The 23,466-nt window shown below is 59.1% G+C and carries 20 protein-coding genes; 4 read left to right on the top strand and 16 right to left on the bottom strand.

Annotation, left to right across the window (positions count from 1 at the left end; all coding sequences use genetic code 11):
- Positions 1 to 4 precede the first annotated feature (4 nt).
- From tssK to tssA, 16 genes are all read right to left on the bottom strand, one after another.
- Entirely contained in the window at positions 5 to 1,336 is a 1,332-nt protein-coding gene (gene tssK / locus HU727_RS10340; protein ID WP_186531064.1) for a type VI secretion system baseplate subunit TssK, read from the bottom strand.
- A gap of 2 nt (positions 1,337 to 1,338) precedes the next feature.
- Positions 1,339 to 1,839 carry a type VI secretion system lipoprotein TssJ gene (gene tssJ, locus HU727_RS10345; protein ID WP_186531066.1) on the bottom strand — a complete coding sequence of 167 codons (501 nt, stop codon included), beginning with the start codon at positions 1,837 to 1,839 and terminating at the stop codon, positions 1,339 to 1,341.
- 5 nt (positions 1,840 to 1,844) lie between these two features.
- Positions 1,845 to 3,041 (bottom strand): type VI secretion system-associated FHA domain protein TagH, encoded by a 1,197-nt coding sequence (gene tagH / locus HU727_RS10350; RefSeq protein ID WP_186531068.1) that lies wholly within the window; start codon positions 3,039 to 3,041, stop codon positions 1,845 to 1,847.
- Positions 3,042 to 3,059: 18 nt separating this feature from the next.
- A complete protein-coding gene (locus HU727_RS10355; protein ID WP_003229566.1) occupies positions 3,060 to 3,200 on the bottom strand; it encodes a hypothetical protein in 141 nt (46 codons plus the stop codon).
- 93 nt (positions 3,201 to 3,293) lie between these two features.
- Positions 3,294 to 4,814, bottom strand: a complete 1,521-nt coding sequence (locus HU727_RS10360; protein ID WP_186531070.1) for a sigma-54 interaction domain-containing protein — start codon at positions 4,812 to 4,814, stop codon at positions 3,294 to 3,296.
- Positions 4,815 to 4,824: 10 nt separating this feature from the next.
- Positions 4,825 to 7,482, bottom strand: a complete 2,658-nt coding sequence (tssH, locus tag HU727_RS10365) for a type VI secretion system ATPase TssH (protein ID WP_186531072.1) — start codon at positions 7,480 to 7,482, stop codon at positions 4,825 to 4,827.
- 11 nt (positions 7,483 to 7,493) lie between these two features.
- Positions 7,494 to 8,501, bottom strand: a complete 1,008-nt coding sequence (tssG, locus tag HU727_RS10370) for a type VI secretion system baseplate subunit TssG (protein ID WP_186531074.1) — start codon at positions 8,499 to 8,501, stop codon at positions 7,494 to 7,496.
- A complete protein-coding gene (tssF, locus tag HU727_RS10375) occupies positions 8,465 to 10,252 on the bottom strand; it encodes a type VI secretion system baseplate subunit TssF (RefSeq protein WP_024014825.1) in 1,788 nt (595 codons plus the stop codon). Before tssF ends, tssG begins: the two co-directional genes overlap by 37 nt.
- Positions 10,253 to 10,321: 69 nt before the next feature.
- Entirely contained in the window at positions 10,322 to 10,744 is a 423-nt protein-coding gene (locus HU727_RS10380) for a hypothetical protein (protein WP_186531076.1), read from the bottom strand.
- A gap of 7 nt (positions 10,745 to 10,751) precedes the next feature.
- Complete coding sequence (locus tag HU727_RS10385) at positions 10,752 to 11,270, bottom strand: hypothetical protein (protein WP_186531078.1); 519 nt, start codon at positions 11,268 to 11,270, stop codon at positions 10,752 to 10,754.
- Positions 11,218 to 12,147 (bottom strand): DUF6402 family protein, encoded by a 930-nt coding sequence (locus HU727_RS10390; RefSeq protein ID WP_186531080.1) that lies wholly within the window; start codon positions 12,145 to 12,147, stop codon positions 11,218 to 11,220. The genes HU727_RS10385 and HU727_RS10390 overlap by 53 nt, the downstream gene beginning before the upstream one ends.
- A 12-nt stretch (positions 12,148 to 12,159) precedes the next feature.
- Positions 12,160 to 12,684, bottom strand: a complete 525-nt coding sequence (locus tag HU727_RS10395; RefSeq protein WP_186531082.1) for a PAAR domain-containing protein — start codon at positions 12,682 to 12,684, stop codon at positions 12,160 to 12,162.
- Positions 12,685 to 12,695: 11 nt separating this feature from the next.
- Complete coding sequence (tssE, locus tag HU727_RS10400; RefSeq protein WP_186531084.1) at positions 12,696 to 13,103, bottom strand: type VI secretion system baseplate subunit TssE; 408 nt, start codon at positions 13,101 to 13,103, stop codon at positions 12,696 to 12,698.
- A gap of 9 nt (positions 13,104 to 13,112) precedes the next feature.
- Positions 13,113 to 14,588, bottom strand: coding sequence for a type VI secretion system contractile sheath large subunit (gene tssC, locus HU727_RS10405; RefSeq protein ID WP_016772499.1), 1,476 nt, complete (start codon positions 14,586 to 14,588; stop codon positions 13,113 to 13,115).
- A gap of 26 nt (positions 14,589 to 14,614) precedes the next feature.
- Entirely contained in the window at positions 14,615 to 15,118 is a 504-nt protein-coding gene (gene tssB, locus HU727_RS10410) for a type VI secretion system contractile sheath small subunit (RefSeq protein WP_042561805.1), read from the bottom strand.
- Between the two features lie 32 nt (positions 15,119 to 15,150).
- The gene (gene tssA, locus HU727_RS10415) at positions 15,151 to 16,713 is read right to left on the bottom strand and encodes a type VI secretion system protein TssA (protein ID WP_186531086.1); all 1,563 of its coding nucleotides are present in this window, start codon (positions 16,711 to 16,713) and stop codon (positions 15,151 to 15,153) included.
- Positions 16,714 to 17,405: 692 nt separating this feature from the next.
- On the opposite strand from tssA, the gene tssI reads away from it, so the two are divergent.
- Genes tssI through HU727_RS10435 form a run of 4 tightly spaced genes read left to right on the top strand, consistent with a single transcriptional unit; the run spans position 17,406 to position 23,390 of the window.
- The gene (gene tssI / locus HU727_RS10420; protein ID WP_186531088.1) at positions 17,406 to 19,430 is read left to right on the top strand and encodes a type VI secretion system tip protein TssI/VgrG; all 2,025 of its coding nucleotides are present in this window, start codon (positions 17,406 to 17,408) and stop codon (positions 19,428 to 19,430) included.
- Entirely contained in the window at positions 19,427 to 20,275 is an 849-nt protein-coding gene (locus tag HU727_RS10425; RefSeq protein WP_186531090.1) for a DUF4123 domain-containing protein, read from the top strand. The genes tssI and HU727_RS10425 overlap by 4 nt, the downstream gene beginning before the upstream one ends.
- Positions 20,272 to 21,063 (top strand): hypothetical protein, encoded by a 792-nt coding sequence (locus HU727_RS10430; RefSeq protein ID WP_186531092.1) that lies wholly within the window; start codon positions 20,272 to 20,274, stop codon positions 21,061 to 21,063. The genes HU727_RS10425 and HU727_RS10430 overlap by 4 nt, the downstream gene beginning before the upstream one ends.
- Positions 21,060 to 23,390 (top strand): lipase family protein, encoded by a 2,331-nt coding sequence (locus tag HU727_RS10435; RefSeq protein ID WP_186531094.1) that lies wholly within the window; start codon positions 21,060 to 21,062, stop codon positions 23,388 to 23,390. The genes HU727_RS10430 and HU727_RS10435 overlap by 4 nt, the downstream gene beginning before the upstream one ends.
- Positions 23,391 to 23,466 lie beyond the last annotated feature (76 nt).

Below are 23,466 nucleotides of genomic sequence, written 5' to 3' on the forward strand. Positions count from 1 at the left end.
TCGGTCAGTTCCTGATGGCCCAGAATTTCAGTTCAAGCTCGGCGAATTCGCCGGACACGTGGAACGCGAAACCGCCGGAGCGCTCGAGTTGTGCCAGGTCTTCGGAACTGAGTTCGAGGATGAAATAGGTTTTGTTCGAATGGAACGCGATCTGCCGCGGGGCCACCGGCAACGGTTTGACCTTGATCCCCGGCAGGTGCAGGTTGACCAGTTGGCGGATGCGCTCCACCGGGCCGACCTTGAGGTGCGCCGGCAAGCGATGGCGCAGTTCTTCGGAGTCGCAGTTGGCACTGGCCGCCAGCACGAACGAGGCCGAGCCGAGCAGTTTGTGGTCGTGCAACGGCGACACGATGATGCCGTACTGACGCGCTTGCAGGATCAGTTCGATGGCATGCTGCTCGAGCACCATCGACAGCACCTGACGAATCGCCTCCATCAGCTTGCGGAAGCTGGCGCCCTGGTCCGCGTGGGAATAGCGGCTGTCCAGACGCGGGCGTTTGCTCTCGCCGGAAAACGTCGCCAGATCACCAAGCATGGTCAGCAGCGTGCGGTACAACTCTTCGGGATGCACCTGCTCAAGGCCGAGGTAATGGCGCAGCAGCAGTTCGGTGCGGTTGATCAGTTGCAGCATCATGAAGTCGCCGACTTCCGCGCCACCGACCTTGCCGTTGGAACGAATCCGCTCGGCAATGGTGTCGCCCCGGTGGCTGAGCATGCTGATGACTTCTTTCAGGCACGACAGCAGATAGCTCGAGGCGTGGGCCTGAATGTAGGTCGGCACGAAATCCGGGTCGAGGCTGATCACGCCGTCGGGCGTGGTGTCGAGCACGTCGCAGATCTTCAGCTTCACGTAGGCCTGATCGCTCTGCTGCTCGCCGAGCAACAGTTTGAAGTCAGGGCGACCGCAACTGACCTGGCTGGCGGAATCGTCGCCGGCGTTGGAGTCGGCCACTTCGGCGTCATACGCGGTGTAGCGCGCCAACACGTCGGACTGCTCCGGACGGCGCGCTTCGATGTGATTGCCGGTGACCAGCGGCAGCGCCAGATAAATCGGCGTGTTGCCGGTGTTCGGCGGCACGTCCAGCGCCAGCGGCTCGGTGTTGCCACCGAGTTCGAACAGGCTGCCGTCCGGCAGAATTCCCGAGGCCTCACTGATCACCAGCTTGCCCATGTTGAGGAATTGCAGGTCGATCTCCAGATTAAGAAAACCCCACGTGTAGCCACCCAATAATTGGGTCCGGGTTTTCATCTGGTGATCGTAATAACGATCGTTGTGCTGGAAGTGCTGCGGTCGCAGCAGCATGCCTTCCTGCCAAATGACTTTATGGGTATTCATGATCAGTCATCCGCCTTGGCGAGCACTTGATGGGTGTTGCGGATGCCGGCCTGATCGAGGGTCAGATCGGCCTCGGTGACTTCCAGCGGGGTGATCTGCACGGTGTAGCGCCATTGGGTTTCAGGCAGGTCGCGATAGGCGGCGAGGATGCCCACATAACGGCTGCCCTCCTCCACGCTGAGCTTCATTTCCAATGTTTCACCCGGGCGTAGCTCAAGCTCTTCGCTGGCCACCAGATCCGGATTCAACGATTCCTTGGCGCGCTCGTACAGGCTGAAAAAATCGGCATTTTCGAAGGTCACCGGGTGCTTGAGTTCGAACAGGCGCACGACGATCGGCGAAGGACGACCGTTGAGGTCAGGGTTGAGCTGATCGCTGCCGGTCAGTTTCAGGTTGATCTTGGTCACTTTCGAGTACGGCGACAGCGACGAGCAACCGGCGAGCAGCACCAGCAGGGTGAGCGCAGTCAGCGTCTTGAAAAAAGCGGTCGAACGGCGAGACATGCGCATCATCCTTGGTGGTCGGTATGGAGGGTGGAGATCAGGCGGATCTGTTCTTCGTAGGCCTGGGCAAAGTCGCGGGCCAGCAGGCGCTCGCTCCAGTCATCGTCCTGTCGCAGGGCCTGGTGATAGCGGCCGAACGCTCTCCAGCGTCCGCCCGAGGTGGCGATCAGCGGCTTGTTGTCGCGCTCGAAACGCAAGGTCAACTGCTCTGGCGAGAAGTGCTCCAGGGTGCCGCGCACGGCGGCGCGGCTGGCGGTCAGCAGTGCCACTTGATGCGCCTGCAGGTCGCGAAACGCGCGCGAGACGGCTTGCTCGGCGGGCAGGTGTCCGGGCTTGCTCGGCTGCAACAGAATCTCCAGCGCTTCGCTCGGATCAACGGCGAATTTCAGCGGGTTCTTGTTGGTGCCCTGGACGGTGGTCTGGGCCAGGCGCAGTTCGTTTTTGAGTTCAGAACGGGTGCGCAGGCTCTGCTGCAAACCGCCGATGCTCTGGCGCAGCAAGCGCGCAGCATTCAGCGCGAGGGCTTCGCGTTCATCGTGGCCGAGGCCTTTGACGTCCACGCCCAGTGCAGCACCGAAGTGCTCCCAGAAACCTTCGCTTTGGCGCTCGACGGCTTTGGGGGCCGGAGCGGGCTCAGGTTCGACGGGGGCCGCGATCAGCTCGGGGACCATCAGGCTTTCCATGTCGATGCGCGCATAGTCGGCACGCTGGCGGGAGTCCTCAGGCTTGGTGTTCGGCGCCAGCAGCTCGTCGATTTCCGAGTACACGCGCTCCTGCTGTTCGAGGGCATTGAGGGGGTCGAGATCGAGGAACGCGTCGTCCGGGATGATGCTGCCGGCGGCACGCGGACGGCCGACCTCACCGTCGAATGTCGCCGGGTCACGCACCAGCCGCGCGCGAATTTCGAAGTCACCGAGGATGTACGTGCTGCCGTGCTCGATGCGCACCGGCTCGCCCTTGTGCAGGCGCGCGTGGCTGCTGCCGTCCTGCACACCGTTACTGCTGGTGTCGGTCAGGAAAAACGAGCCGTCGCGATAGCTGACAATCGCGTGGTGATTGGACAGATGCCGCTTGCGGTCAGGGATGATCCAGTCGCAGTCCTCGCCCCGCCCGATCACACCGCCGGCCTGTTTAAAGGTCCGCTGGCACAATTCGGTGGGCACGAACTGCTTGGTGTTCAGCATTTCGAAAACCAATTCCATGTTTGATGCTCCTTGCGGTCACTTGCCGCGATTGACCGCTTGCGGATCACCCAACGGGCGATAGTCGTTGTCGTTGAATTTGTAATTGCCGCTACAGCCGCCAAGGCCGCATAGAACGACGAGGGTCAGCAGGACAGCGTGCCAGTGACGAACAGACATCAGAGGGTCTCCAGGTGTAGACAAAGCACAAAGCGCCGACCCTTGCGGGCGGCGCTGAAATTGGTTTTTTCGGGAAAATCGATGACCTTTTTCCTAGCCATCGAAGTCTCCCAGATTGATGTTCAAGCGCCCGAGGCGATACAACAGCGTGCGTCGCGGCAGGCCCAGTTCGCGCGCGGCGAGGGTCTGGTTGCCGTCGTTCTTGCGCAGGCAGTCAAGCAACAAAGTGCGCTCGACCTGCTCCAGGCGTTCGCGCAGATTCAGGCCGCTGTTGTCCTCGGGCATCGGTTCCAGACGCAGGGAAAAATGCTCGGCGAGCAACTCGCCGCCTTCGCACAGCAGCACCGCGCGCTCGACCAGCGCTTTGAGTTCGCGCACGTTGCCGGGAAAGGTGTAACCGCACAGATGTTCCAGCGCGGCGTCCGACCAGCGCACCGGGTCGCGTTGTAAAAAGGTGCAGGTCTTCTCGGCGAAGTGACGCGCCAGATCGAGGATGTCGCCTTCGCGCTGACGCAGGGCCGGCAACTCGATCGGAAATTGCTTGAGTCGGTAGTACAAGTCCTCGCGGAATTTGCCTTCGCTGACCAATACCGCGAGGTCGCGGTGCGTCGCGGCGATGATGCGCACGTCGATCTTGTGGGTGTCGTTGGAGCCCAGCGGGCGGATCTCGCCTTCCTGCAAAACGCGCAAAATCTTGGCTTGCAGCGACAAAGGCATGTCGCCGATTTCGTCGAGCAACAGCGTGCCGCCGTTGGCCGCATCGAACAGCCCGGCACGATCGCGATCGGCGCCCGTGAAGGCACCTTTGCGATAGCCGAACAGCTCGCTTTCCAACAGGTTTTCCGGGAACGCCGCACAGTTCTGGACGATAAACGCCTGGGACCGACGCGGGCCGCAATCGTGAATCGCCCGCGCCACCACTTCCTTGCCGGTGCCGGTCTCGCCGCGTAACAGCACGGTATATGGGCTGTGAAGGATTTTGCTGATCAGCGAGTAAGTCTGGCGCATCGCCGGGCTTTTGCCGATCAGGCCGTAGCCGCTGATGCTCGGCACGCTGCGTGTGGCCGCCGCCGATTCGGCCGGTGGCTGACGCAGGCGTTGCAGCAGATGCAGTTGGCCAAGCACGAACGAACCGAGCTGCCCGAGGGAATCGGCAAAACCCTGCAGGTTGGTGCGACGACGGCTGGCGCACAGCAGCAAACCTTCAACAGCCTTTTGTTGATTGACCAGCGGCACGCACAGCAGCGACTGCCAAGGCGACGTCGCCGCCGGCAGGAAACTGGTTTCATGCAGGCTGCCGGTCAAGTCGTCGAGGCACACCACACGGTTTTGGCACAGGGCGAACTGCAGCAATTGCTCGCCGTTGTAATCCGCCGGCAGACTCGCCGACTGGCGCGGCTGCAGGGCGCCGTCGAGGCATTCGGCGTTCATCCCCAGGCACGTGTGAGTGGCATCGAGCAGGTACAGCTGCGTCAATTCGCAGCCGCTCAGCTCGGCCAGACCGCGCACGAAGTCACCCAGCAATGCAGCACCGTCCGCCGCCCGCGAAAGGCTGGCGAACTGCGCCAGCAACGCTTCGGCGTAGACCAGTGGCTGCGGCACTTGAGTGAACATCACGCCCACCTCAGGCAAACTCGCAGGTCACGCTGGATTCGCCATTGAGCGTGGCATGCACGCGCCTCAGGCTTTCACCGGTGGCCATGGCATCGAGCAGACGATCCGCCACCAGCGGCAGTACGTGCTGATCGAGCAGATGGTCGATCAGGCGCGCGCCGCTGTCGCTCTGCGTGCAACGCTCAGACAGGTGATCGACGAGGTTCTGGCACCAGGTGAATTCCAGCTGGCGACGGTTCAGGCGTTCGCCGAGACGGCCGAGTTTGATCTCGATCAGCTCGCGCAGCACCGGGCCGCCAACCGGGTAGTACGGCACCACCTTCATCCGCGCCAGCAAGGCCGGTTTGAAGTGTTTGCTGAGCACCGGGCGAATGGTTTCCTCAAGCACTTCGGCGGTCGGACGCGCGCCGTTTTCGCAGAGGTCGCTGATTCGGTCGCTGCCCAGGTTCGAGGTCATCAGGATCAACGTGTTGCGGAAGTCGATCTCGCGACCTTCGCCGTCGTTGGCCACGCCTTTGTCGAAGATTTGGTAGAACAGGTTGAGCACGTCCGGGTCAGCCTTTTCGACTTCATCGAGCAGCACGACCGAGTACGGCTTCTGGCGCACGGCTTCGGTGAGCATGCCACCTTCGCCGTAACCGACGTAGCCCGGCGGCGCGCCGATCAGGCGCGAAACGGTATGTTTCTCCTGGAATTCGGACATGTTGATGGTGGTGATGAAACGGTCGCCGCCGTACAGCAGATCGGCGAGAGCCAGCGCGGTTTCGGTCTTGCCGACGCCGCTCGGGCCGACCAGCAGAAACACACCGACCGGCGCGTCAGGTTTGTTCAGGCCGGCAGCGGTGGCGCGCATCGAGCGGTCCAAGGCATGCACGGCTTGTTCCTGACCGCGAATGCGCGTGCGCAGGTCGGTGGCGAAGCTGGCGACCTTGGCGTTGTGCTCGCGGGCCAGTTGCGCCAGCGGCACGCCGGTCCAGGCACTGATCACTTCGGCGACCAGGCGCGGGCATACTTCGAAGCTGACCAGACGTTCTTTGACTTGCGCAGCGGTCAATGCCGTGTGGGTTTCATGGAGCTGAGCTTCCAGCGCTTCGACGCTTTGGCCTTCGTCGACTTCGGCAACGACCGTCTCGATCACGGTGCCCTCAGCGTCTTCTTCAACGCTGACAGTTGGCTCGACCGCTGCGGCTTCGCGGGCCTTGGCGAGTTGCTGACGCAGTTCCAGCAGGCGCTCGGCCAGTTCTTTCTGCTCGGTCCACAGCGTCTCCAGCGCGACCATTTCACTCTCGGCTTCGTCCAGCCGCGCCTCCAGTGCTTCCAGCGCTTCGTGATCGATCAGCAGACCGGCCTCGGCATCGCGGCGCAGGGCCTGACGCTGACGGCCGCCTTCAGCCAGTTCGCCACGCAGGCGCTCCAGGCTTTCCGGGGCGGCGGCGAGGCTGATGCGCACGCGGGCACATGCAGTGTCGAGGACGTCAACGGCTTTGTCCGGCAGTTGCCGGCCGGCCAGATAACGCGCGGACAACTCAGCAGCCGAGACCACCGCGTCATCACGCAGGTAGATGCCGTGGCTCTTTTCATACACCTGGGCCAGACCTCGGAGGATGGTCACCGCTTCGCTGACGGTCGGTTCGTGCAACTGCACCGGTTGGAAACGACGGGCCAGCGCCGGGTCTTTCTCGAAGTATTTTTTGTACTCGGCCCAGGTGGTCGCGGCGATGGTGCGCAGTTCGCCACGGGCCAGCGCTGGCTTCAGCAGGTTGGCCGCATCGGAACCGCCGGCGTTACCGCCAGCTCCGATCAGGGTGTGGGCTTCGTCGATGAACAGGATGATCGGCTTCGGCGAGGCTTTGACTTCATCGATCACGCCTTTGAGCCGACGCTCGAACTCGCCTTTGACGCTGGCACCCGCTTGTAGCAGGCCCATGTCCAGAGACAGCAGCTCCACGCCTTTGAGCACTTGAGGCACTTCACCGGCAGCGATGCGCGACGCCAGACCTTCAACGATCGCGGTCTTACCGACGCCGGCTTCACCGACCACGATCGGGTTGTTCTTGCGGCGACGGGCGAGGATGTCGACCATCTGCCGGATCGCGCCGTCGCGGCACAACACAGGATCAAGTTTGCCCTCGCGGGCCTGTTGGGTCAGGTTGTGGGTGAAGCGCTGCAACAGCGATTCGCCCTGCGCAGCCGGTCTGCCATTGGCCGCCGGTTGCTCCTGTTGCGAAAGCGCAAATTCTTTCAGGCGATCGATATTCAGCCTGGCAAGCAGCGGTTGATAACGGCTGCCGGCGTAACGCATCGGGTTGCGCAGCAGCGCCAGAATCAGCGCGGCGTCTTCGACCTGGGTCTGGCCCAATTCGAGATTGGCCACCAGCAGTGCGTCTTGCAGCCATTGCACCAGTTCCGGGGCGAACACCGGATTGCGCGAAGCGCTGTGCTCGACCCGCGATTGCAGCGCCGCCGTCAGTTCACCGGCGTCGACATCAGCGTCTTGCAGGGCGCGGCTTAGCAAGCCGTTCGGACGTTCCAGCAGGCCCAGCAGCAAGTCTTCGACGAGGATCTTGCTGCCGCCACGGGCAACGCAACGCTCGGCCGAACGTTCCAGATCACGACGGGTTTCGGCGTCCAGCGCCTGGATGAGTTGTTGCAGGTCTACGTTGATCATGGCTCACGTCCTTAATGAATTTTGCTGCCCAGGGTCACCACGCCGTCCGCTTTCTCGCGGCCCAGCCAACTGGTCCAGCCGAGGCGACAGGCGTTCTGTTCACCGATGCGCAGTTCGCGGATTTCTTCCTGGCGCAGGACCAGTCGAATGTCGTAATCGAGCGGGTCACGCAAGGTGAACCGCACCAGCGCGCAGAGCGGCTGGTAACCGAAACCGATGGGCAGGAATTCATGGAACCGCTGCCAGTCGAGTTCGGTGATGTGAATGCGGAATTTGCCGCTGCGGTCGCGCACGTGTTCGCCCAGCACCAGGTCTTCGCCAAGCAGGCTGTTGGCGCGGCCCAAACGATTGCGCTGCTCTTCGAGAATTTCCACGCGGCGCTCGATGCACTGCTCGATGACGAGGTCTTCGTGCTTGAAGTAGTAACGCAGCACGGCCTCGATCAGCGCCGCCGAGTGCGCCCGCAGGCTGAGCAAACCGAGGTAAGGCAGCAGGCGTTTCCAGTTCAGTTCCTTGGCCTTGCGGATCTCTTCGCCGCCCAGGCCGATCAGCGCAAACAACTGCGCCGAGAACGGGTCGATCGCGCCGCTCTGGAAGCTCGCGCGGTAGCGATACTTACGCCAGATCGGCAGCATCAGTCGTTGCAGGCGATGGTGGAACAGGTCAAGAAAGTTGCGCGTCGGATTGCCGTCTTCGCTGTCGCCCAGCGCCTGTTCGCCATAGAACGCCGGCAGCGGCGAGCCCGAACCGACCAGGCCGATCAGGTTGAAACGCATGCGCGCGCGCATCTTGCCGTGCTCTTCGAAGAACTCCACGCGGTCGACGTCGCTGCGCGGAAAACCCAGGCTCGGGTTGGCCTGAAACTCGACCTGGTCGTACAGATCGTCTTCGCTCAGGTGCGGGTGTGCCTCGCGCAGCCGGTCGATTACCAGCAGCACGGCCTGAAACAGCGAGTACTCGCGTATTACCTTCGTCAGCCCGCTTAAAGCAGGGGCTGCAGGCCCATACGTGGTGTCCATTGGTACACCTCTCCCTGTGTGCTTTTTACCCGCAGCTCATGGAATGAATTGAGACTGGCGTAAAGCGCGAAAAACTCGTTAAGGACCGAAGCGAAAACGAACAGGTCGCCTTCGCCGATATACCCTTCCGGGTCGATGGTCAGTTCGGTGCGCAAACCGCGCACCGGCAGGCCGCGGTGCAGCCGGTCGACGTGATGATGTTTGATGTGCTTGAGGCCGCCGAGCAGGCGCTTGCTGACCTTCTCCGCGTGCTGGTCGTAGTAGCGCGGCAGGTCGTAGGTTTCCAGAATCACCTTCAACGCATTGACGTCTGCCAGCGACAGATAGTTAAGCGACATGTTGCTGATCAGCTTCCACAGGAAGTCGCGGTTCAGCGGCGGCGCGAAGCTCGGGGTGGCCGGGGTGATGTTGCGGAAACTGAGGAATTCCGGGGTCTGCTCGCTGGCCATGCAGATGTCGCCGAGCTTGAGCTTTTTCGGCAGGTTCTGGTTGGTGCACATCAGCTCGATCGACAGGGTTTCGTGGGCTTCGGTGTGGCGGATGCCGAAGCTCAGGTAGGTGTCGAGGCCGTCATGCAGCAAGGACGAACGCTGGCGGATGCTGTAATGCGGACGGCTGTTGGGCACGTCGAAACTCGGGTCGTGCTCGAAAGATTCAAACGGCACGTACTCTTGATAACCGAGGCCGCCGGGCTTCCAGCCAGTGACGGTTTCCACCGAGAACACACCGCAGTTTTCCAGGTCGTATTCCGCAGGCAGCAGCAGGTACTCGTCCTGCTTGCCGTCGAGGCGAATCGGCAGTGCGTCGTGCTCGAACAGGTTCACAATTGGCGTGCAGAACAGCTTCACGTTATCCAGGGTCGGGCGCATGCGCATGATGCCGCTCTTGCGAATGTCGAAGCGCAATTCCAGGCCGCGCATCTGCTTGAGCGTGTCTTCCGGCAGCGCCTTGAGAATGTCGAGGCCGTTGACGTCGACGAAGAGGAATTTGTCCTGGAAGGCGAAGTATTCCTGCAGGTAGCGATAGCCACGGAAGGTGTTCAGCGGATACGGGATCAACGCCTCTTCTTCGGCAAAGCCCACCGGTTTGACCCGATCCCCGGGAATCTTGAATGCCATCGGCTTACCGCTGACGCCATCGATCGGCTTGCCGGCGCCGTCGAGCGGGATCAGCTCGATGCCGTCGAGGTTGCGCAGCAGACTCAGGTAGAGCATCTGGCTGATATAGCGCTCGCCGGCAAAGTGCAGACGCAATTTGCTCAGTTCCAATTCGCCGAGGTGGCCGTCGGCGCTCATTTCCAGGCGCAGGCTAAGCAGCGAGCCGTCGCCCTTCACCGAGTAGTTCAGCGCAGCCAGATCCAGCGGCAACACCTCGGTCGGGTAGCAGGTGCGGAAGCGGCAGCGCACGTCTTCGATCGGCTTGCTCTCGATCGGCGTATCGCGCTCAACCAGCAGCGCCGGCCCGGAACGCTTGAGCGGATCGAATTGCAGAATGCTGAACGCCGGCAGCGGGCGCATGTAGTTCGGCCACAGCAGCTGCATCAGCGAATGGCTGAGCTCCGGCAGTTCGTCATCGAGCTTCTGGCGCAAACGCCCGGTGAGAAACGCAAAGCCTTCGAGCAACCGCTCCACATCCGGATCCCGCCCGGCCTGCCCCAGATACGGCGCCAGCGCCGGACTACGCTCGGCGAAACGGCGACCGAGCTGGCGCAGTGCGGTGAGTTCGCTTTGGTAGTAGTGGTTAAAGGACACGGGTTACCTGCCTGGTAGTGGAGCTCATGGAAATACCGACCTGTGGATTACGTTCGACGCCCGACTTGGTCATTGGATTGCACCTTCAGGCCGACTTGGCTGAATGCGACCTGCGATGTTTCGCAAAGCCCAGCGCAACTCGATGACTTGAGTGGTGAGGATCGCCAGCAACGTGACACAGCCTTGGGCCACGCCGTAGAACAGGGCTCTTAACGGGTTGTCGGGTAGCATCCAGAGCAGGATGAAGCCCACCATCAGAAAAAGGATGACCAGCTTGGCAATCAGATTTGGAATCAGCGCAACGATCAGGTTGACGCCCAGAAAAATGTAAAACAGTGCGTAAGTCGCAATGCCGATGGCGACACCATGGGAGGTAAATCCGCCGTTAAAAAGCTTGTAAGCATGCACAACCGCGTCATTAAAAAATGCATAAGCCACGCATCCGAGGGCGTGGGTTAATAAACATAGGGCGAGACGAACGTAGCTGTTCATACTGCTATCAGTTTTCCAGAATCTCGTAGGGTGTATTACTGATGAAAATATTCAGCCAGTTTTCTTCCCATTGCGGCATGGAAATTACAAAAGCCTTATCTTTCTTCTCGAAGGCGATCCAAGTAATTCCAACCTCGGCATCATCTTCGAATGTGCGCATATCCAATGACTGAGTATCATACAGCGGGGTTCGATATACCTTTTCTGGCTCTTTTGAATCGATAATTCTTAAATACGCCATACCACCAAGCATGAAGATCCTGCCGACACGCACATTCTCAATTGTGTAGCGGCCCGAGGGACTAGCTGTAGTTGTACTTGCAGGATAGCCTAGCATTGCGCTCACGCAATAAACGAGCAATGCAATCAACACCAAGAGCAAACTGATAGGCACTAGCCACTTCTTTTTAAGCGTAGTCATTTTTTCGCCACACCCAGTTCGACAGCGGATTGTAGATGAGTAAAAATGCGCATCATTTATTCCAAACATTAATAACTGTCGTGGGAACGCTTTGATATTGGACATCAGACAAAACCTGGAAATCACCGCCTTTTTTAAATTCCGTCCGATATTTTACAAAGTGAGAATTCGTAATATAGAAATAACGCGAGTTTTCTATTTCCCTAAACATCGCCTGAGAATCTTTCGCACTGATATAGGGGTTTGAAGCGATGTCTGACTTCATCTGCGCCGCACCGGCATTTGCGGTGGCCGCATAGGCAGGGTTGGCTATACCATCAAAGTTCCAGAACCCCAATGGCTGACTGAAATTGTCATCCGGTGCGTCATTGAAGTCATAGGCGTCCTCAGCATAAAACCCAATTCGTTCCACAAACAGCTGAATGCTGTCTACGGAAATCACCAGTTTTCCTTCTGGAAATACGCGGATGTTAAAGTTTGCCAGCGCAGCTCGCAACTCATCAGTCTTCTCTATCAGACCGAATTTAACTGCTCGATTATTACTGTATCCAAACTCTTCAACCTTCCTAGCGCTCGTAAACTTAAAAGGATAGACACCCGGTGCCGAGCCAAGATACTTATCTTTAATCTTCTTGCTTATATTATTACGACCTGCAGTATTATCCCAAGCAGACTTAAGCTCTTCAATGACAGTTTTCGCAGGTTCAAACTGCTTCAACCAGTCCATTTTTACGATGGTGTCATTTACGTAGGCGATGTCAGCAAGAGCAATATGGTCTTTGACCTCTTTACTCATCGCACCATCGGCAGTTGGCCATGGTTTGCCATCAAACCAGTGGCGCATAAGCTTCGCAGCAACTGGCCATTTCATCTTATCCATCGCATCAGGTATATCTGAGATTTTGAATTGACGGACAGCTGCAGACTTACCAGTTTGGTTACTGGCCGGCGTCAGACTTGATGCTATTTTCGTATCCGTCATAACAAAATCCTTTTATCCAATTACGACTTCAGATTGCTGTTCAATAATCAACTCATAGGACTCCGCTATAGAGGACGAGATTTTTTGCGTCTTCCCGTCGGCTCCCGTGACTCCACTGATAACTTTCCCCGAGGCTGTTTTGAAACTGTATGCCACTCCCGCCAGTGGCCTCCCGGAGTCCTGACAATTGATGACGTAGTGCTCGTTAAACGGCCATTTGATCTCCACCGGCAACGGCGGCACAAACGGCGCCGGCGTATGCGAATTGCCAATAATCACCGTCCCGGAACCTGCCGTGACCTTGTTGCCGTGAGATCCAACCGAACCTACTGTCGCAGCCGGCTTGCCGTTGATCAAAACGGTAGTGGCAAGATCGCCGACCATCGCACCACCACACGCCGAGGCATCGCCTTGGCGGGCGGCCGCGAGGCCGTCGAAGAACACGTCGCCGGAACCGGCGGCGATCGGGTTGGTACCGTGGCCTGGAAGTGGGCAAGCGGTAGGGTCGGATACGCGTGCTGCGGGTTTGCCAGACATCGGGGATCTCCTTAGGTGACCTTGACTTGACCGCTGCCATCCAGGCGCGCGGAAAAACTGACCTGACGCTTGAAACCCTCGATTTCCAGCAGGCCTTCGATACTGAAGGCCAGGCGGAGCTGATCGTGGTCACGCGGCAGGGAAATGACACGCACGTTGCTGAGACGCGGCTCGTAGGCTTCGATGAAGCTTTCGATGGCCAGGCGGGCCTGACTCAGGGAGTCGTGCAGGCTCAGGCGCATGTCATTGAGATCGGGCAACCCGTAGTCGGCCAGCGTTTGCACGCTGCCGGCCCGGGTGCTGAGCATTTTTGCCAGATGGGCAGCCACCGACGCCATGGCGCAAACCTCGAGGCTCTTGCCATTGCGTAGTTGCGCGTCGCCGTTGAGGCGTTCGAACAGGCTGCCGTATCCGTCCATGAGTCGCTCTTACTCTTTATCCAGCTTGCCAACCAGCGACAGGGTGAAATCGGCACCCATGTACTTGAAGTGCGGACGCACGTTCAAGCTCACGCGGTACCAGCCCGGCTCGCCTTCAACGTCGCTGACGATCACTTGCGCAGCGCGCAGCGGACGACGGCCACGCACTTCGGCGCTCGGGTTTTCCTGGTCGGCAACGTACTGACGGATCCACTTGTTCAGTTCCAGCTCGAGGTCGGTACGCTCTTTCCACGAACCGAGTTGCTCGCGCTGCAGCACTTTCAAGTAGTGAGCCAGGCGGTTGACGATCATCATGTACGGCAGTTGGGTGCCGAGCTTGTAGTTCAGCTCAGCGGCCTTGCCTTCTGCGCTGATGCCGAAGAACTTCGGCTTCTGCACCGAGCTTGCGGAGAAGAACGCCGCGTTGTCGGAGCCTTTGCGCATGGTCAGGGAGATGAAGCCTTCCTCGGCCAGTTCGTATTCACGACGGTCGGAAACCAGTACTTCGGTAGGAATCTTGGTTTCGATTTCGCCCATGCTTTCGAAGTGGTGCAACGGCAGGTCTTCAACCGCGCCACCGCTCTGCGGGCCGATGATGTTCGGGCACCAGCGGAATTTGGCGAAGCTGTCGGTCAGCTTGGTGCCGAACGCGTAGGCCGTGTTGCCCCACAGGTAGTGCTCGTGGCTGTTGGCAACGGTTTCCTTGTACACGAACGATTTGACCGGGTTTTCCTCCGGATCGTACGGGTTACGCAGCAGGAAACGCGGCACCGTCAGGCCAACGTAGCGCGAGTCTTCCGAAGTACGGAAGCTCTGCCATTTGGCGAATTGCGGGCCTTCGAAGTGGTCTTTCAGATCTTTCAGATCCGGCAGGCCGGTGAAGCTTTCCAGACCGAAGAATTTCGGGCCGGCGGCAGCGATGAACGGCGCGTGAGACATGCACGATACGCTGGCCACGTATTGCATCAGCTTGACGTCAGGCGAGCTCGGCGACATGTAGTAGTTGGCGATGATCGCGCCCACCGGCTGACCACCGAACTGGCCGTATTCAGCGGTGTAGATGTGCTTGTACAGGCCCGACTGCATGACTTCCGGCGAATCTTCGAAATCGTCCAGCAGGTCTTCTTTGGAGACGTTGAGGATTTCGATCTTGATGTTTTCGCGGAAGTTGGTGCGGTCGACCAGCAACTGCAGGCCACGCCACGACGATTCCAGCGCCTGGAAATCCGGGTGGTGCAGGATTTCGTCCATCTGACGGCTGAGCTTGGCATCGATCTCGGCGATCATGCGGTCAACCATGGCCTTCTTGACCGGCTCACCGTTGTTCTGCGGCTTGAGCAGCTCTTCGATGAACGCTGACACGCCACGCTTGGCGATGTCGTAGGCTTCGTCGTCCGGCGTCAGACGGGTTTCGGCGATGATGCTGTCGAGAATGCTGTATTCGCCGCTGGCGGCGCTCTTCTCTTGTGCTGCGCTAGTGCTCATTATGTTGGCTTCCTTGGCTGCTGGGTTCAGGCGTCGGTGGCTGCGGCGTTCAGGCCCAGTTCACCGAGTACGCGACCGCGGGATTCGTCGTCGGCGAGCACGCCTTCGATGGCTTTACGGAAAGCAGGTGCGTTACCCAGCGGGCCTTTGAGGGCCACCAGCGCGTCGCGCAGTTCCATCAGCTTTTTCAGCTCAGGCACTTGCTCGACCAGGCTGGCCGGGTTGAAGTCCTTCATCGAATTGACGCGCAATTGCACGCCCAACTCTTCAGTGCTGCCTTCTTCCTGCAGACGGTTCGGCACGTTCATCGTCAGGCTGAGCTCTTGCTTGGCCAGCACTTCGTCGAAGGTCATCTTGTCGATGCTGATCGGCTTGCGATCTTCGATCTTGCGCTCGTCCTTGCGGTGGGTGTAATCACCGATTGCCAGCAGTTTCAGCGGCAGTTCAATCTCTTCCTGAGCACCGCCGGTGGCGGGTTTGAAGGTGACGTTGATGCGTTCCTTGGGGGCTACCGAGCCTTCTTTGGCCATGGCTTTTCTCCTTGCGGTTGTGGCCCTGGGGCCTATTCGAGTACCACTTCGAGATCGAGGTGGCACAGCCTGCGATAAATCTCTTCCTTGCGTTCACGTACGGCATGGTTCTGCGGCAACAACTCGCAGCAACTGTGCAGCAGGTGCAGCACTTCCAATGCAAGATCGGGCTCCCAGGCGTGCAGGCCTGAGTCCTGTAATGTCTGATCGAGGGTTTCGAGCTGGTTCTTCGCCAGTTCGTACTTCTTGGCCATGAAGCACAGCCGGGCCAGCGCGAACTGCCAGAAGAAGCGTTCGCGGCCACCATGCGCCGATTGCAGACCCTGCTTGAGGATCTGCACGGCAGGCTTCAAACCTTCCTTGCGCAAAATCGGCTGGACTTCCTCGAGGGCCTTTTCCCAGGCCGGCTGGGTTTCGACGTTTTCGTTTTCGACCTTGCGCGGCGCGCTGGCGCTTTGCAGGTGCGGCATGACGTTGGCGGCGATCCACGCCCGGGTGGACGGATCGGCAAACGGTGCGCCGTCATGGAAGCGGCATTCGATGATGCCCGGCAGCCGCTGAACCAAAAGCGCGAAGTGGATTTCCACTTCGCGCATGGCCAGCTCGGCGTTGAGGTTCTGGAGACATTCCCAGACCATCCTCTGGCCATCGAACCAGAAAGGCGCCTTCGCCAGGCTCGCCTCCAGTTCCACCAGCAAATCAGCGTATTTGCCCTGATCGAAACGGTCCTGATAGAGCTTGAGCTTTTCCAGCGGCAGGCCGCGCAGCACGGTGATCTGTTCAGCGTTGCGCTCAGGGACGGCGTCGATGGTCATCCACAGCAGGGTGCGATTGAGGCGCAGGGCACGCAGGTCGGTGGCCTTCTGTTTCAGCCACCACGCACACAGTGGACGAGCGCTTTCCTGCTGGGCGCGCAGGGCCTTGTGGGCGTCTCTTTCGTTGTCGATCGGGGCGCCGGGGGTCAACAACTGGCTCGCCGCCTGCTTGACCTGCGCCACTGCCGCGCCGACCACTCCGGGCGCCGGCTGATTGTCGGCGGCGCGCTGGATCATGGTTTTCAGGCGGCGGGAGATCGGCAGCAACAGCGGCGCGTCATCGCCCAAATGCTCGGCACACGCGGCTTCAAGGCCGGACAGGTGCTCGGAGAGCTGCCGGAACATCGGCAACTGCTCTTTGATCGCTATGTTTTCGGTGATGACCTGCTCAAGGCGCGGCACCAGCCAGCCAATGGCGGCGGCACGGGTGCGGGCTTTGAGCGGGTGGACGTCGGCCCAGTTGTTTTCCGACAGATGGTGCAGTAAACCCAGGCCGGCGAGCAGTCCGGGGAAGGATTCGCGCTGGTACAACGACCAGGTCAGCCAGGCGCCGACACGCAAATCCTTGGATTGGGTACGCAGAAGATTTTCGCTGTTCTCGCGAATTTTCAGCCAGTCGATCTGCCCGCTTTCGTGCATCGACGAGGCTTTGGCCAGCTCGCTTTCCAGTGCCTCGAACTCGCTCGAAAAACGAACGTCTTCGCCCGCGAAATTCTCTTTGGAAACAGAGGCTTTCGCGAGTTCAAGGTAATGGGCGGAAAGTTTGCTTGAGTAGGACATCCATGGCCTTTATTAAGGATTACAGTCATGCGCGCAAATGGAGATGGCGGCGACGCGGGACAGTATCGAAGAGCTATTCAGCGACTCATCCAATTGAGAGGTGCTCTTTCAAGTGGGCGCATCGTAATCACAATGATGGCCACTAGCAAGCATCTGATTAAACAACAAGACGAAGTGTTGTTTGGGGTCTGTAGGTGATCGCCCTATATGTCACAAGGGATTCCCCGAGGCCCGCTAATAATCGTCGAATCTTCATCGCGCCCACCGAACCCTTGATTCAGAGCCTCCCGGGGTGCTTGCCGAACGCTCGCACCCTTGAGCGGCGTGCAGCATGACAAATCCTGAAAAAAATAGAAGTAGGATACTTCCGAAAATTTCATGGCTTGCGTTAACAACTTGCGCGAGACAATGAACAACAGAAAAAGTGCCATCACCATGATGGCATTTCATATTTCTGAAACTTTTCAGCTCAACAAATGCTGGCAACACGATTGTTATCGAAGTGTCTTCCTACAGGCAGTTCCTTCATTTCAGCTCACACTTCCACACCCGGAATACTCTGACAAACGTCAGGGATGTTTCTGACATCAATTAGTTTTCCGCGCCGCTAGCTTGGCTTGCAACTTTTTATGCGCGGCGATCAAGGAGGATCGGACACCGCGCTTTGACTCACTTTGCTTAAGGACAAGCCCATGTTCAGCAAAGGCCACTGCGCGCCATTCTCGCTACACATCCCCGCCACTCGTCACGACTTCAAGGTGCTTGCGTTCACTGGCACCGAAGCGATCAGTCAGCTGTACGCGTTTCGCATCGAGCTGGTCAGTGAGCATGCGGATTTTAATCTGGAAGGCTTGCTCAGCCAGCCCGCGTTTTTGCAGTTCGGGTTTGAGGGTGAAGGCATTCACGGGCGTATCGAAAACGTGGTGCTGGCCGAGTCCGGAAAGCGCCTGACCCGTTATGAGCTGACACTGGTGCCGGCGCTGCATTACCTGCAACTGAGTCACGAGCAGCGTATTTTCCAGCAGCTGACAGTGCCGGACATCATCGCGCAGGTGCTGAAAAAGCATGGCATTCAGCGCGATGACTTCACGTTCAATGTCACCGTCGGCGAGCCGCGTGAGTACTGCACGCAGTATGGTGAAAGCGATTTCCTATTCATCCAGCGCCTGTGCGCCGAAGAGGGCATTGCCTGGTACCACCAGCATGCGGTCGATGGTCATTTACTGGTGTTCACTGACAGCCCGGTGTTTGCGCCCAAATTGGGTACGACACCCTTCCAGGTTGATAGCGGCATGGTCGCCGAACATCCGGTGGTCAACCATCTGACGATGGGCTTCAACACGCGCACCAGCACCGTCACCCGCCGCGACTATGACCTGAAGCGCCCCAACCTGCTGCTGGAGAGCCGCTTCACCGCCGAATTCACGCCGGTTCTCGAAGACTACAGCTACCCACTGTTGATGAGGTCCGAGAAGCACGGCAAACAGCTGGCGCGCCAGGCTTTGGAGCGTCACCGCAACGACTACCAATGGATTCAAGGCAAAAGCAATCAGGCGAGGCTGCGCAGCGGCCACTTGTTCGACCTGAGCGAACACCCGAGGGCAGACTGCAACGAGTTGTGGTTGTTGCTCAATCTGACCCACGAAGGCAAACAGCCGCAGGTGCTCGAAGAGGCCTTCAGCAGCGATGCAAAACCTGCCGATGGCTTCTCCCAGGGCTATCGAAACACTTTCAAGGCCATCCCGGCAGATGTGATTTATCGCCCGCCGCTGCCAGCACCGAGACCCTTGCTGGTTTGCCAGACCGCGCGAGTCACCGGGCCACCCGGAGAAGAAATTTACTGTGATGAATACGGCAGGGTCCGTGTCGAGTTCCCCTGGGATCGCGCTGAACGCAACAGCGAAAAAAGCAGCTGCTGGTTGCGCGTAGCCTCCAGCTGGGCAGGTGACGGATTTGGCGCGGTGACCATTCCTCGGGTCGGCATGGAGGTGGTCGTGACCTTTCAGGAAGGCGACCCGGACCAACCTCTGATTACCGGCTGCGTCGCCAACAAGGCCAATGGCGTTGCTTATCCCTTGCCGGCAAGCAACACCAGAACGGTATTGCGCAGCCAGAGCACTCCGCGCAATGGCGGCTACAACGAACTGTCGATCGAGGATCGCGCCGGGCAGGAAAAAATCTACCTGCGGGCCCAGCGTGATCTGGAGCAACTGGTCCTTAACGACAGCCGCAGCCTGATCACGCGCGACCGCTTTGAGCAGATCGGCAACGACAGCACCAGCCTCATCGAAGGCAAGGAGTCCCGCACTCATCAAGGTCTGCGTAGCACACTGATCAACGCCGATGACGTGCTGACCGTCAGCGGCACCAGCAGCCAGACCCTGGGCGCTCTGGTGATTCAGGCCGGCCAGCAGGCGCATGTCACTGCAAGCAATGTGGTGATTGATGCCGGCATGAGCCTGACGCTGTCGGCGGGCGGTCATCACATCGTGATCAATGCCGGCGGGATTTTCAGCAGCGTGCCCATCGTCCAGGGCGGTGCGCCGCTGCCGGGTCTCGCGCCGCTACAGCCGCTGCAGGTTGAGGCCGGTCTGTCTCCTCCAATCAGCACCACCCCGCTGTCGATCGTCAGCAGTGCTCGCCAGCAGGCAGCGGCTTACTGCCCGCTGTGCGAAGCCTGCGCAGCGGGTCAGTGCGAGCTGGGAGATGTCGCATGAGCCCGGTCGAACAGTGGTTGCACGCCCAAATCCGTGCCGGATGCGATCTATATCTGATGCTCGACACCGACGGTCAAAGCGAAGAGCACGCTGCGTTGACGCGCGATTTCGGCACCGAGCAGTTTCGCGCGGTGTACACCGGCACGGCGGCCGAGTCGCTGGCGGCAACCGGCCCGCTGCTGTTGCAGGTCGATACGGCGCAGCATCCCGCCATCCAGACATTGCTCGCCACGCCCGAGCGCAATTGGGGTTGGCTGGCCAGTGCCGGTCACGTCGAACTTGATGTGCTGGCCGCGCACTGGCGCGAGCGCGTGATAACCGGCGAACGCCCGGACCTGGCTGTGTACCGCGTGCATGACAACCGGGTTCTTGGACGCGCGTTGGCGCACCTGCAACCCGAGCACCACGCGGCATTTCTCGGGCCATTCCACAGCCTCTGTTATTGGCACGCAGAACGATGGAACTCAATCGACAACCCGGACCCCGGCCACCACCCGTTGCCGATTGATCCGCCATGGCTGCACACACCGATCCCGGAACTGATCTACGCCAACGTGCTGTTCGACAACACTCGGCGCTACATGGTCGGCGAACACACCGAAGCCATGGCCAGGCTGGCCGAACAACTCGACGTTGATGAATGGTTGTGGGGCCTGATTCAACTGACGCACTTGTGGGGCTGGCAACAACCGCAGCAAGTGCATTTTTTGCTGACGCGCTGTTTGCAGTTACCGGGTTATCGGCCAGCCAAATCATGGCTGCCCAAACCCGGTGAAGATCCGGCGATGCATTTTGAACGGGTATTTCAGGAAGCGTTGTATTGGCAGGGAGAGGTAGGTCGATGAGGAACTTGAAACGAGGGTTGATGTTGAGTGGTTACCTGGGATTGCTGGTGGGTTGTTCGGCTGTGGAGAAGCGGGACAGTTTTACGTTTGTTCCGGATTTTCCGCCGGATTTCACTTACGACCTGACAGCTGCCTACGTGCCCGCCAAAGGTGAAGCGTGTTCAGTGCCAGGCGGGAAAGGCACTGAAGTTGGTTTCAATAAAACCAACATGAAGTACCAAAGTCCTTCCGAAATCGAGCTCTACAGAACTGTGAGTGGCTGCCCGCTGGCGCTGAATCGAGTGGAAATCAAGATTATCGGCGTCATCGGCAGAGACAAGAAACGCACCTACTCAAGCTACGACTATGCGTCGTTTGCCGTGCGCCCGAAGTTGCAGGAGCGGCAGATGGGTGGTTTCGGCGAAGACGGCGCGGGAGAGTTTTTCGGGGAGTGCCAGTGGCTATTTCGCACGGTTGGCCCGAAACGCTACATCACCAAAATCCTGACCTGCAAAAGGATGGATTCTCAGGGGAATATCGGTAGGGGTCGTCCTTTTACGGCGTACACGTTGGCTCAGTTAGCGGGAAAAACAGTAAGGCTGAGAATTAAGTTGGCCGATGAAGAATTACCCGCCATCGGCGATACCTGGATCAAAGTACCCGGCGGCTGGAAGCGCTGTATGGGTGACAACTTCCAGGATCAATACGCCTTTTGCTACGGCAACGACAAAGATTTCAGCACTTTCAAAATGGTCGATGATCGTGTTTGCACCATTTATCCCGGCTGCAAGGAGCAAGAGACACCATGAACATTGAGCCTCTGTCAGCTACTGACGTGCGTTTTATGCGGGGCGACATCCATGCCTGCCCTAAACGCGGCCACCGGACCAGCTTCCAATTAGTGGACGAGTTCGGAGACGGCAAACCATACGCTGGTCTGCCTTACGAAATTATCGATTACGAAGACACGGTCCATACCGGCAAACTCGATGCTACAGGTTCTGCAAAGATCGACGACCACTATTGCGGTCCAGTAGTACTCAAATTCAAGAGTCCTTATCTGGGTAGCGAGAAGTCCTATACATTTTTGCAAAAGCGCCCCCATTACCCACTCCCCATCACCGAACTCCAGGTACGCGCCGAAAAAACCCGCTTCTTCCACAAAACAGGCACTCGCACCCAAGCCAATCCAGCCAAGGAGCTGGCCGAAACCGATACGTACTGTCAGGTCGAAGTCAGTGAACTGGTAAAACACATCGCCCACCTGCCCCCGCTGGCTGCTCGGCGCGACCCTCCGAAGAGGGCGGCGCACAAGCTCATGCGACCCGCTGCGAAGTCCAGAGACTTCACGGTGGTCGATAAAACCGCTGCGGATGGCGGACTGCACGCAATCTTGAGTCCGGCGGAAATGGCCACCGTCGAGCTGGGGTTTTCGCCACCACCGCCCAAGGGCGTCGCGCTGCTGCCGAACAAGCACCATGTGCTGGAAGTACGCCCGATGAGAGCGCTACGGCCAATGCTGTCGACAGACGACGCGTTCTGCGCGCTCAACCTTTATCAGTTGTCGGTGATGGCGACGCTGAGCTACACCGATTTCGGACAGCAACCAGACACCCAACCGGTGCTGACCGACACGGTAAGCTTTCCGGTACAGCCCAGCAGCGGCAACTGGTTCGGCCACGCGCTACCGCAGTTCGATGAGTTGTGGAAGGTCGATGACTCGCAAACGAGTAAGTACTACCCACTGTACGAAGACGTGCCGTATTCGAAGCGCCTGGAAGTGGTGCCGTTTGACCCGAACCTTTACCCCGAAGTGAATGACCCCGCGCTAGGGAACCAACAGGAACACCCCGCCAGACTGCATTTTTTCGATGATCGCAAACAGGTCGAAAGCACGGACACCCAAGCCTTCATCTGCCACCACGACGACCTGATTCTGATCAGCGTGCGTGGTACCAGTGAGATCTGGCCCGACGGCCGGCGTGACGGCGATGCCTATCAGGTTCCCTTTGCCGAGGGCGAAGGCAAAGTGCACCGCGGTTTCTACGGTGGTGCTTTGGCGGCGTTTCCCTTCATCGAGACCTATCTGGACAAGTTCTACAGCGGGCAAAAGCTGCTGATCACCGGACACAGCCTGGGTGGTGCAGTGGCATTGATCCTGTCCGAGATGCTGCGCCGTGATAAACGCTTCGACCCCCAAATCGCGCTTTACACCTACGGCGCCCCCCGCGCCGGCGACACCACCTTCATCGAAAGCGCCAAGTCGCTGGTGCATCACCGCGTCGTCAATCAGAACGACCCGGTGCCGAGCGTGCCCGCAACCTGGATGAACACCTTTGCCAAACCTGTGCCGATGTACGCAACCAACGCCGTGGTGCTGGGCCTCAATCCGGTCGCAGGCCTCGGCCTGCTGATCTGGGGAATGATCAACTTTTTGGGTGACGACTATGGGCATCACGGTGCTTTGCGCCATTTCATGCCCGTTGAGTTCGATAAGGACCACCGATCATCCCTTCTCTGGGAACCGGGTTGCAGCACGATCATCGATCACGGCTGCGCCAAGGCCTTGCGCGCTACCAACGGCTTGCCCGAGCGCGAATCGTTTCTGCGGCAGTTGTTCGACAAGGGTCATCACTCAATGGTCGACAGCTACATTCCCGGCTGCTGGGCCAGCTTGCGCCGCTGGCAGGAAGCGCTGCAGCTCAAACGTTCGCTGGTGACCAGTCGCGAGTTCGAGTGGATCAGCGGCGCTCTGGAAAATATCCAGCAACAGCTGCGAGCCGTTAAGCGTGATCTCGAAATCAACCACCGCTCTTACGTGCGTGAGCGGGAACTCGCCCACAAGACGCTGACGCTCAATCAGGAAATAGACAAGATCAGCATGACCCAGGCCCGCCTGATCGCACTGCGCGGACAGCGCGTCACCGAGGCTGACGTTTACGGCAGCTACGCCGACCAGCCCGAATGGGTTGAGGAAAGTCTGCTGCGCTGGAACGCCCACCCTGAAAACCTCGTACAGGAACAACTGGCGATGATTCCGCCAGCCGCTGAAGACCACGATGCCGCTATCGCCGCAATGACCGGAGGGCATGCGGTTGGCGCGCCGTTTCAGCTGGATATTGACTCGATTGTGTAGCGCTCCGCCGCAATCCCTCTCTCGCCTCAAAAAGGCACTCAGTGCGCTTGACAGCGCAACAATGGACAAGGAGTTC

It is taken from the genome of Pseudomonas khorasanensis (assembly GCF_014268505.2).
Classification (GTDB): Bacteria; Pseudomonadota; Gammaproteobacteria; order Pseudomonadales; family Pseudomonadaceae; genus Aquipseudomonas; species Aquipseudomonas khorasanensis.